Source organism: Desulfocurvus sp. (genome assembly GCF_023230885.1).
Taxonomy (GTDB): domain Bacteria; phylum Desulfobacterota; class Desulfovibrionia; order Desulfovibrionales; family Desulfovibrionaceae; genus Desulfocurvus.
In genome coordinates, this window is sequence record NZ_JALNWM010000122.1 from 1 (window position 1) to 10,107 (window position 10,107).

The following is a 10,107-nucleotide window of genomic DNA, read 5'->3' on the forward strand; positions in this document are numbered from 1 at the left end:
CCATCTAAGCCCCTTCAAATCGTGAAACACTCTTTCATATATGCCCGTCCCACCAAGTCCCTGGTCATCCCAGATAGTCCCGGTTATCTCGTCAACCACCTCTAGTTATCCTGAATTCCATCAGCGGCGGTCTGGAAGACCGGGGGGAATTCGGCGTAGACATCGAGCTGGCCCGCCAGGGCCTCCGCGGCCGCGCCGCCCTGGGCGAAGGCCTGCTTCAGGCTGCGGCAGTCGCCCTGCCCGGGGGGGTAGTTGTCCTCGAAGATCAGGTGCCGCAAGCCCGCCCGGCGGCATTGGTCCAGCCGCGCCGGGGCGTCCTGGTGGTCGTCGAAAAAGACCAGGGAGCGGGCGGTGGCCTGGGGCTAGTGGTGGGCGGCGAAGTCCTGGTCGGAGTAGGTGGCCCGGGGCGAGATATAGGCGCGGTTGCCCAGGTTCACATCGATGCAGACCAGCTGCGTCCCGGGGCAGGCCTGTTCCAGCAGCCAGGTGCTCTGGCCGCGCCAGACGCCGCTCTCCACGATCAGGTCCGGCGCCAGCCGCCTGGCCATGAACCAGACCGCGAACATGTGCGGGGCTTTCATGCCGCCCCGGTTGTCCCGGATGGGGCGGCGGGCGTAGAGCGCGGCGAAGGCGTCCAGTTCGGCGAGCATGTCCCCGCGCGTCCAGGGCGGGGTGCCGATTTCGGTCGGCGTCTGCATGGGGCTCCCTCCTTTGCGGCGGGGGCGCGTGCGCCCGGGGCCGGATGCGGCCCGCGCGCGGGCCGTGCGCCCTGGCGCCTCTTTGGCCCTACGGCCTGCGGCCGCCCTGCAACTGTTCGATCTTCTTGTCCGTTCTGTATTCGCCAAGGGCGTAGACCGCCCAGAAGGCGGCGGGAATCCAGCCCAGGATGGTGATTTGCAGGAGCAGGCAGATGATGCCCGCCAAGGGGCGGCCGATGGTGAAGAAGACCGCGAAGGGAAGGAAGATGGCCAGCAGGAGGCGCATGGTGGACCTGCCTTGGTTGGGGTTGCGCGGGGGCATGCCGCGATGGGTTGCCCGTCCTTACAACATGATCGCGCCGCGTTGCGCAACGGGGAAATTCCCGGCCCCGGCCCTTGCGGGCGCGAACCCCTTGTCGCGCCCGCTTTTTCGTCGTTGTTCCGCCGTGGCGGCGGGGTGCGTTTCCTGCGTTCGCGCAGGCCGTGCCCCGGCCGCCGCCTGCCTCAGCCCGTCTGCATCTGCTCGGCGCAGCGCACGCACAGCGTGCTTTCGGGCATGGCCAGCAGCCGGGCGGCGGGGATGGGCTCTCCGCAGTTTTCGCACTCGCCGAAGTCCGCGTCGTCGACGCGGCGCAGGGCCGATTCCAGGCGCAGGAGGCGGCGGCGCGAGTTGCCCAGGGACACGCCCGCGATGGCCTGGCTCTGCATGGTGTCCAGGCGCGACAGGTGGCCGACTGCGGCGTCGGGGGCGACGGGGTCCACCTGTCCTTCCAGGATGGCGATGGTTTCGCGCAGGGCGGCGAGTTCCTGTTCCATGTGGCGGCGCAGGGCGGCGCGCTCGTCGGGGGTCATTGCATCCTCCGGGTTCGCGAGCCGCGCGCGGCATGAAAAAGCCGGGCTGCGGCCCGGCTTCGTTGATGGTTTCTCAGCTTTCGGGTTCGCGGCGCTACATTGTGTACAGCACGTCGCCGGGGATGATTTTCAGTCCGCCCTGGGTCAGGATTTCGATGGCCTGATCCGTGCGGTCGAAGCGGAAGATCATCACCGCGTTTTTCCCGCTTTGCTGTACGAAGGCGTACATGTATTCGACATTGACGCCGTGGGTGGAGAGCAGGGCCAGGATGTTGTGCAGTCCGCCCGGCTGGTCCGGCACCTCGACGGCGACCACGGTGGTGCGCCCGACGGTGAAGCCGTTGTCCTTGAGCACCTGCTTGGCCTTCTCGAAGTTCGAGACGATGAGCCGCAGGATGCCGAAGTCGGAGGTGTCCGCCAGGGACAGGGCGCGGATGTTGATCTGGGACTCGGCCAGCACGCGGGTGACTTCCGAGAGCCGCCCGGCGCGGTTTTCCAGAAAGATGGAAATCTGTTCGCACTTCATGGGAGCCGGTCTCCTTGCTTGCGTTGGCGGTGGCGGCTCCGGCCCGGGGCCGGAGCCACTGCCTTCTGTGTACTGGATATCCGCCCGGGTGGCAACCGGGCCACTTCAAACGATTATTGCTTCTTGCGCAGGTCCACGATGCGCTGGGCCTTGCCCACGCTGCGCTCGATGCTCCGGGGCTCCACCAGGGTGACCTTGGTGGACACGCCGAGAAACTCCTTGATGGACTTCCTGATCTTGCCTTCCAGGCGTTGCAGGCCCTTGATCTCGTCGGTGAAGAACCGCTCGTTGACCTCCGCGCGCACCTCCAGGGTGTCCAGGTTGCCCTGGCGGTCCACGATGAGCTGGTAGTGGGGCGCGGTGCCCTCGGTTTCCAGCAGGATGGTCTCGATCTGCGAGGGGAAGACGTTCACGCCGCGGATGATCAGCATGTCGTCGCTGCGGCCCGTGACGCGCTGCATGCGCACATGGGTGCGCCCGCACTTGCAGGGCACATAGTTCAGCGAGGTGATGTCGCGCGTGCGGTAGCGGATGAGCGGCTGGGCCTCCTTGGTCAGGGTCGTCAGCACCAGCTCGCCCGTGGAGCCGGGGGGCAGGGGGGTGCCGGTCTCGGGGTCGATGATTTCGGGCAGGAAGTGGTCCTCGAACATGTGCAGGCCGCACTGGGCCTCGTGGCAGCTGATGGCCACGCCCGGGCCCATGATCTCCGACAGGCCGTAGATGTCGATGGCCGTGAGCCCCGCGCGCTCCTCGATCTCGCGGCGCATCTCGTCGGTCCAGGGCTCGGCGCCGAAGATGCCGATGCGCAGGGGCAGCTTGCGGATGTCGATGCCTGCCTGCTCGGCGGCCTCGATGAGCACCAGCATGTACGACGGCGTGCAGCAGATGACCGTGGGCTCGAAGTCGCGCAGCAGCTGCACCTGGCGGTTGGTGCCGCCGCCGGAGATGGGCACGATGGTGGCGCCCAGCTCCTCGGCGCCGTAGTGCGCGCCCAGGCCGCCGGTGAACAGGCCGTAGCCGTAGGCGTTGTGCACGGTGTCCAGCGAGGTGGCCCCGGCGGCCATGAGGCAGCGGGCCATGAGCCGGGCCCAGTTCTTCACGTCGCGCTTGGTGTAGCCGACCACGGTGGCCTTGCCCGTGGTGCCCGACGAGGCATGGATGCGCACCACGTTGTCCTTGGGCACGGCGAACAGGCCGAAGGGGTAGTGGTCGCGCATGTCCTGCTTCATGGTGAAGGGCAGGCGCGCCAGATCCTTCAGGCTCCTGATGTCGGCCGGGAGGATGCCCGCCTCGTCGAACTTGCGGCGGTAGAAGGGCACGTTATGGTACGCGCGCGAAACCAGCGACTGGAGGCGCCTGAGCTGGAGGGCCTCCAACTCCTCGCGGGGCATGGTTTCCAGTTCGACGTCGAAGATCATGACGGGGCTCCTTGCTGTGATGGTGTTGCGGGAACGGACGCGCCGGGCCGGGGGCTGCCCTCCGGGCGCGCGTGATCGATTACATTGCCCGGGGCGGGCTCCCGCGTCAAGCCCGGGGCGCGGCGCCATTGGCCGCGCCGCCCGGGAAAAGCCGCCCCGCCGGGGGTTGCTTTTCCCGTCGCCGGGGGTAAAGTGTGCCCCATTGCCGGGCGCGGGCGCCGCGCCCGCCCCCGGGCGCCCAACGACCAAGGAGAGTGCATGGAAGTCCTGGAATTCGACGATCTTGAAGCCCTCTCGGCCCATGCGGCGGGGCTGGTGGGCTCCCTGGCGGCCAGGGCGGTGGCCGAGCGCGGGATTTTCAGCCTGGCCCTGGCGGGCGGATCCACGCCCCGGCGGACTTACGAGCTTCTGGCGGCCGACGCGGCCATGCCCTGGGAGCGGACCCATGTCTTTTTCTCCGACGAGCGCGCCGTGCCCCACGACGACCCGGCCAGCAACCGCCGTATGGCCGGCGAGGCGCTGCTCTCGCGCGTGCCCCTGCCCCCGGCCAACCTGCGCGCCGTGACCATCGGCGGCTATTCCCCGGGCATCGACGCCGCCGGATACGAGCGCGCCGTGCGCGATTTCTTCCTGCGCACCGCCCGGCAGGAGCCCCCGGGGCACGCCCTGGACTGCGTGCTCCTGGGCATGGGCGCCGACGGGCATGTGGCTTCGCTGTTTCCCGGCAGCCAGGCCCTCGCGGCCCGAACCCAGCTGATCCACGCCGTGCCCGAGCCCGTGGGCGACCCCGCCGTGCCCCGGGTAACCATGACCCTGCCGCTCATCAACGCCGCCCGGGCCGTGGTCGTGCTCATCCAGGGCCCGGCCAAGCGCGCCGTGCTCGACGCCATCCTGGCCGACCCCCAGGCCGCCCGCGAGACCTACCCCGCCGCCCGGCTGGCCCCGGCCGGGGCGCTCATCTGGCTGGCGGCACGCTGATTTGCCCCCGCCCCGGAAATGGGGTAGGGATCGCCCGGCCCGCAGGGGCGCCCAAGGAGGAAACCCGATGCCTTTCGCCGATATCGTCAAACGCAACCGCAGCTACCGGCGCTTCGACCAGTCCCGCGAGGTGCCCCTGGCCGCGCTGGAGGAACTGGCGGGCCTGGCGCGCTACTGCGCCTCGGGCATGAACCAGCAGCCCCTGCGCTACGCCCTGGTGGCCGACCGGGACAAGAACGCCGAGCTGTTCCCGGCCCTGGGCTGGGCGGGCTATCTCAAGGACTGGCCCGGGCCCGCCGAGGGCGAGCGCCCGGCGGCCTATGTGGTCATGCTGACCGCGGGCAAGTCCGGTCCCTGGACCCGTGCCGACGTGGGCATCGCCGCCCAGACCATCCTGCTTGGCGCCGCCGAGCTGGGCCTTGGCGGCTGCATGATCGGCACCGTGGACCGCGAGGCCGCGGCCCGCGTCCTGGACCTGCCCGGGGACTGCGAGATCCAGCTCGTCCTGGCCCTTGGCGTCCCGGCGGAGACGGTGGTGGTCGAGGACCAGGAACCCGGCGGCGACTGCCGCTACTGGCGCGACGACCAGGGCGTCCACCACGTTCCCAAGCTGCGCGCCGCCGACGTGGTGGTGCGCCGATTCCCTTCCGGCGGCCAGCCGGCCCCCCGCAACGGAGTGACCCGATGACCGACAAGCAGAGCAAGCCCCGGCCCGTGCGCCCCACGCGGCCCGAAACCGAGGCCCGGATGCGCGAGGTGGCCACCTGGCTGCACGACAAGCAGGCCCGCAACATCGTGGCCCTGGACGTGGCCGGACTGTGCGATATCGCCGAGGGCGTCGTGCTGGCCACGGCGGGCAGCGTGCGCCACGCGCAGGCCCTGGCCGACCATGTCCTGGACATGTGCGGCCGGGAGAAGGGCGTCTACCTGGGCATGGAGGGCTACCAGGCCGGATCGTGGATCCTGCTGGACCTGAACGACGTGCTGGTCCATGTTTTCCAGGACGGTTCGCGCTCGTTTTACAACCTCGAAGGCCTGTGGGCCGAAGCCCGCGAGGTGGAACTGGCCCTGCCCGGCGCCGCCGACGACCTGGACGGACTGGCCGACCTGGACGCCTGAACCGGCGCCCGCCCCAGACACCCCGACCCGGATACGCCCATGACCGCACCGACCCCGACCCTGCTGCTGATCCTCGACGGCTGGGGCGACGCCCCGGCCTCGCCGGGCAACGCCGTGGCCCTGGCCGCGACCCCGACCCTCGACGCCCTGCGCGCCCGCTGGCCGCAGACGCTCCTGACCTGCTCGGGCCGCGCCGTGGGCCTGCCCGACGGCTTCATGGGCAATTCCGAGGTCGGGCACATGAACATCGGCGCCGGGCGCATCGTCTACCAGGACATGACGCGCATCGACATGGCCATCGAGGCCGACGGGCTGGCGGGCAACGCCGTCCTGGCCCAGGTCTTTGCCGGGGCCGGGGCGCGCGGGGCGCGCGTGCATCTCATGGGCCTGCTTTCCGACGGTGGGGTCCACAGCCACACCGGGCACCTGTTCGCCCTGCTGGAGCTGGCCCGGGCCCACGGCGCGCCGACCTTTATCCACGCCTTCCTGGACGGGCGCGACACCGCGCCCACCAGCGGCCAGGGCTTCATGCGCGAGCTGGTCGCGCGGCTGGAGGCCCTGGGCCACGGGCGGGTGGCCACGGTGGCCGGGCGCTACTGGGCCATGGACCGCGACAAGCGCTGGGAGCGCAACCAGCGCGCCTACGATGCCATGACCCAGGGCCTGGGCCGGGCGGTGGGCGACCCCGTGGCCGCCGTGGCCGAGGCATACGCCGCCGGGCAGACCGACGAATTCGTGGAGCCCTGCGTGTTGACGGGGGCCGACGGGGCGCCCGTGGCCCTGCTGGAGGACGGCGACGCCGTGCTGTTCTTCAACTTCCGGGCCGACCGCGCCCGGCAGATCGTGCGCGCCCTGTTCGACCCCGGGTTCACGGGCTTCCCCCGCCAGCGCTTCCCGCGCCTGGAGGTGACCACCATGACCCGCTACGAGGCGGATTTCCCGCTGCCCGTGGCCTTCCCCCCCGTGCCCCTGGACGGGGTGCTGGGCGAGGTGATCTCCGGCCTGGGCCTCGCGCAGTTGCGCATCGCCGAAACCGAGAAATACGCCCATGTCACCTATTTCATGAACTGCGGGCGCGAGGAGCCCTTCCCCGGCGAGGAGCGCGTCCTCGTGCCCTCCCCGCGCGAGGTCGCCACCTACGACCAGAAGCCCGAAATGAGCGTCCACGAGGTGACGGACAAGCTGTGCGCGGCCCTGGAGCGGGAGCGCCCCCCCTTCGTGGCCTGCAATCTGGCCAACCTGGACATGGTCGGCCACACCGGGAGCATCCCGGCCGTGGTCGCGGCGGCCGGGGCCGTGGACGGCTGCGTGGCGCGCATCCTGGACACCGCGCACCGGGCCGGATACCGGGTCATGGTCACCGCCGACCACGGCAACGCCGAGGAGATGCTCCGCCCCGACGGCGGCCCGCAGACGGCCCACAGCCGCAACAAGGTGCCCTTCGTCCTGGCCGATCCGCGGCTGCCCCGGGCGCGCCTGCGCCAGGGCGGGGTGCTCGGCGATATCGCCCCGACCATCCTCGGGCTATGGGGCGTGCCCCTGCCTGCGGGCATGACCGGGCGCAGCCTTGTGGAAGGGGAGGGTTAGCATGGACGGGAACAAGCGGCCCCTGACCCCGGTGAAGCCTTCGGGCCTGGAGATCATCTGCTTCTACCCCTGCCCGTTCTGCACGCGCGAGGTGCCCCTGGTCGCGCCCACCCAGCCGGCCATGGTCCGTTGCGACGCCTGCGGCAAGGACTTCCCCATCGTGCCCGTGGACGAGCGCGGGCTGCGCTTCGTGAAGATCATGACCGGCAACGGCCGTTCGGCCGTGGACCCGGATTTCCTCTAGCGGGGGGAGTGCCGTGCCCCGCCTGCTGTTCCTGACCCAGTCCGGGCCGACCCTGCCCAGCGTACGGTTCCGGGTGCTGCCCTTCGTGGAGGGCGCCCGGGCCGCCGGGGTGGACGCCGCCTGGCGGCGCTATCCCAAGACGGCCCTGGGCCGCGCGCTGTTTTTCGCCGGCCTGCGGCGTACGCCGGTGGTCGTGCTGCAAAAGAAGCTCGTCTCGCCTCTGGAGCTGGCCCTGCTGCGGCGCAAGGCCGGGCGGCTGGTCTTCGACTTCGACGACGCCCTGTGGGCCGCGCACCCGGGGCAGGGCGCCCTGGGGGGCGGCGCGGTGCCCGGCGAGCTGGAGCGGCTGTTGCGCGTGTGCGCCGGGGTGGACGAGGTTGTGGCGGGCAACACCTTCCTGGCCGAGAAGGTCCGCACCTCGGCCCGGCGGGTGACGGTGCTGCCCACCCCGCTGGACACGGACCGCTACGTCCCCGCCGGGGCCGCGCGCCGCTCCGGCGGCCCGCCCGTGGTGGGCTGGATGGGCACCTCGTGCAACCTGTTCTTCCTGCCGCCGCTGTTCGACGCCCTGGCGCCCCTGGCCGGGCAGGTGCGCCTGTCGGTGGTTTCCGACGGTCGTATCGACCTGCCCGCGGGGCTGGCCGGGGAGTGCGAGCGCTGGACCCCGCAGACGGAAATCCCCGCCCTGCAAGCCTTGGACATCGGACTCATGCCCCTGACCGACGACGAATACACCCGGGGCAAATGCGGCTTCAAGCTGTTGCAGTACATGGCCTGCGGGGCGGTGCCCGTGGCGTCCGACGTGGGCTTCAACCGCGAGATAATCACCCACGGCCGCGACGGGTTCCTGGCCGGGGACACGGCGGATTTCGGGCGCTATGTGGCCGATCTGGTGCGTGACCCGGCCATGCGCGCACGCATGGCCGCCCGGGCGCGGGCCAAGGTGGTGGAGCGCTTCGGGCTGGATGCGGCCTTGCGGCGGCTGTGGCCCGTGCTGGGGCTGGAGGGGCTTCCGGAATAGGCCGTGCCGGGACCGGGAGGGCTGCCCGGATTTGCCGCAGCCGGACGCCCCGCGCGGCGGACGGGGACGGCAGGCAGCGGGCGCCCGCTCTGCCCCCCGGACCGAAGATCGCGGGGACGCCCCCCGGACCGAAGATTCCGGTTCGTTTACAGGCCATCCCATCCGGGAGCACAGGCGTTCCCCCCCGCCCGGGCAGGGGGAGCCGCAGGGCAACCCGTTTCATGCTGTCCACGTTCGCGGATAAAAGCGTTCCCCACCTTTCCGGCTGCTTGCCGTCCACCTTTCCGGCTGAGTGGAACCCCTGGATACCCGCTTCTGCCCCTGCGCCGGGCCCGGGGCGGGCCGGAGTGCGTGGGGCAGGGTTTCCCGGCGCGGGCGTCCGGGGGGGCTCCAGTCTTTGCCACAGCCCTTGCTTTGTGGAGCGCTGGCGGCTTTGGCCTCTCGGCGCGGGAGGCCGTAGGAATCTGCTGCCACCGCCCCGGCTCTTGCGTTCTGCCCGGGGCAAGTCGGAATGCGGGCAAGCCCGGCTTCTCAGGGTGGGGTTCGGGGAGATTTAAGCATTTGCCGCTGCCTTGACCCGGGCCTGGGGCAGGCCGGAGCGCGGGCAGCCTGGGCCGGGCAGCTCGATGTGGGCGGCCAGGGAGGTCCCTGCTCCGGACCCGGGGTCGGCCAGGGACGCAAGCGGGCCGCATGTATCCTTCCCAGCCACCCGGCCCCTGTTCGGTGCCCCGGGAAAGCCGAAGCGCAGGCAGGCCGGGAAGCGCTTCCTGCCGCCGCCTCGGCTGGACTGGCGGGGCGGTGTCCGCCCGCCCGAAAAGCTGTGTGTCCGTTGCCGGACAGGGGAGGGGCGCGGAGAGGCGGGAGGGAGAGGTAAGGGGGGCGGTGTCCGCCGAGCGGACAGGAATGGGCGGTTTGCCCAGGGCAGGCTGGGCAACGGGTCTGCGCTGTCGCGCCGGGCTGGCTGGTGGTTGGCCCCGTTGCCGGGGGCAGCCCGGATTTTTTCAAGGAGTTTTGACATGCAGGGTTAATCTGTTATGGATTGTCACGGGCGCATTGCGCCCCTGGACCGCAGCAGCAGGAGGCGCCATGCAGACCGCCAGCAAGAAGGAGAAGGCCCAGGACGCCACGTCCGCGCGTCCGCGTTCCCGAAAGCCCATCGCCTCCGTGCCGTGCCCGTACTGCGGCGGCCGGGCGTGGTTCAGCTCGCCGGTGCCCGACGAGGCCCCGTGCTCCTGCCAGGCGTGCGGCGGCACTGGCCGCGTTTTCGCCGATGAAGAGCCACCGGCCTAGGTGCGGAGTCATAGGAGGTTGTTCACTCGGCCCTGATTCGGTCAGCCGGATATGTGCAAGTCCGACTGCCGCTGAAGGATCGAGGATCATCCCTCACGACGCCAGATCGGCCCTGCTTCGTCGAAGAGGCGACGTACTGCTCAACTAAGCATGCCCCACCACGGAAATCGTGGTGCCCCACCAATGGCCCACTTAAATGAAAAGGCCGGTTACGATAACCGGCCTTTATTACAGGGGGATTTGGTGGAGGGAACGACGACCTACCGCAAAACAGCCTCAAAGCCCGCGCTCCTCGTAACTCCTTGATAATAAACGACGAAGTCATCTTGCACAACAACTTCCCAACAACCCGACCAGAGAAACGATTTTCTCCC

The 10,107-nt window shown here is 70.3% G+C and carries 13 protein-coding genes; 7 read left to right on the forward strand and 6 right to left on the reverse strand.

Features of this window, described 5'->3' with window-relative positions:
- Window positions 1-101 precede the first annotated feature (101 nt).
- The 6 genes from M0P34_RS09755 to M0P34_RS09780 all read right to left on the reverse strand — a co-directional run bounded on the left by M0P34_RS09755 (window position 102) and on the right by M0P34_RS09780 (window position 3,494).
- The gene (locus M0P34_RS09755; protein WP_291498724.1) at window positions 102-278 is read right to left on the reverse strand and encodes a hypothetical protein; all 177 of its coding nucleotides are present in this window, start codon (window positions 276-278) and stop codon (window positions 102-104) included.
- Window positions 279-362: 84 nt separating this feature from the next.
- On the reverse strand, window positions 363-698 hold the full coding sequence (locus tag M0P34_RS09760) for a hypothetical protein (protein ID WP_291498725.1): 336 nt from the start codon (window positions 696-698) through the stop codon (window positions 363-365).
- A gap of 88 nt (window positions 699-786) precedes the next feature.
- Window positions 787-1,020, reverse strand: a complete 234-nt coding sequence (locus M0P34_RS09765; RefSeq protein WP_291498726.1) for a YqaE/Pmp3 family membrane protein — start codon at window positions 1,018-1,020, stop codon at window positions 787-789.
- Window positions 1,021-1,202: 182 nt separating this feature from the next.
- Window positions 1,203-1,550: a TraR/DksA C4-type zinc finger protein gene (locus M0P34_RS09770; RefSeq protein ID WP_291498727.1), complete on the reverse strand. Its 348-nt coding sequence runs from the start codon at window positions 1,548-1,550 to the stop codon at window positions 1,203-1,205.
- A gap of 94 nt (window positions 1,551-1,644) precedes the next feature.
- Window positions 1,645-2,076, reverse strand: coding sequence for an ACT domain-containing protein (locus tag M0P34_RS09775; protein WP_291498728.1), 432 nt, complete (start codon window positions 2,074-2,076; stop codon window positions 1,645-1,647).
- 113 nt (window positions 2,077-2,189) lie between these two features.
- A complete protein-coding gene (locus M0P34_RS09780; RefSeq protein ID WP_291498729.1) occupies window positions 2,190-3,494 on the reverse strand; it encodes a phenylacetate--CoA ligase in 1,305 nt (434 codons plus the stop codon).
- 258 nt (window positions 3,495-3,752) lie between these two features.
- Here M0P34_RS09780 and pgl point away from each other — a divergent pair, with 258 nt between their 5' ends.
- The 7 genes from pgl to M0P34_RS09815 all read left to right on the forward strand — a co-directional run bounded on the left by pgl (window position 3,753) and on the right by M0P34_RS09815 (window position 9,733).
- Window positions 3,753-4,472 carry a 6-phosphogluconolactonase gene (pgl, locus tag M0P34_RS09785; protein WP_291498730.1) on the forward strand — a complete coding sequence of 240 codons (720 nt, stop codon included), beginning with the start codon at window positions 3,753-3,755 and terminating at the stop codon, window positions 4,470-4,472.
- 67 nt (window positions 4,473-4,539) lie between these two features.
- Window positions 4,540-5,160 (forward strand): nitroreductase family protein, encoded by a 621-nt coding sequence (locus M0P34_RS09790; RefSeq protein WP_291498731.1) that lies wholly within the window; start codon window positions 4,540-4,542, stop codon window positions 5,158-5,160.
- Entirely contained in the window at window positions 5,157-5,591 is a 435-nt protein-coding gene (gene rsfS / locus M0P34_RS09795) for a ribosome silencing factor (RefSeq protein ID WP_291498732.1), read from the forward strand. The genes M0P34_RS09790 and rsfS overlap by 4 nt, the downstream gene beginning before the upstream one ends.
- 39 nt (window positions 5,592-5,630) lie before the next feature.
- A complete protein-coding gene (gene gpmI / locus M0P34_RS09800) occupies window positions 5,631-7,178 on the forward strand; it encodes a 2,3-bisphosphoglycerate-independent phosphoglycerate mutase (protein WP_291498733.1) in 1,548 nt (515 codons plus the stop codon).
- 1 nt (window position 7,179) lies between these two features.
- The gene (locus tag M0P34_RS09805; protein ID WP_291498734.1) at window positions 7,180-7,422 is read left to right on the forward strand and encodes a hypothetical protein; all 243 of its coding nucleotides are present in this window, start codon (window positions 7,180-7,182) and stop codon (window positions 7,420-7,422) included.
- A gap of 13 nt (window positions 7,423-7,435) precedes the next feature.
- Complete coding sequence (locus tag M0P34_RS09810) at window positions 7,436-8,443, forward strand: glycosyltransferase (protein WP_291498735.1); 1,008 nt, start codon at window positions 7,436-7,438, stop codon at window positions 8,441-8,443.
- A 1,086-nt stretch (window positions 8,444-9,529) separates the two neighbouring features.
- A complete protein-coding gene (locus M0P34_RS09815) occupies window positions 9,530-9,733 on the forward strand; it encodes a hypothetical protein (RefSeq protein WP_291498736.1) in 204 nt (67 codons plus the stop codon).
- The last annotated feature ends 374 nt before the right edge of the window (window positions 9,734-10,107 follow it).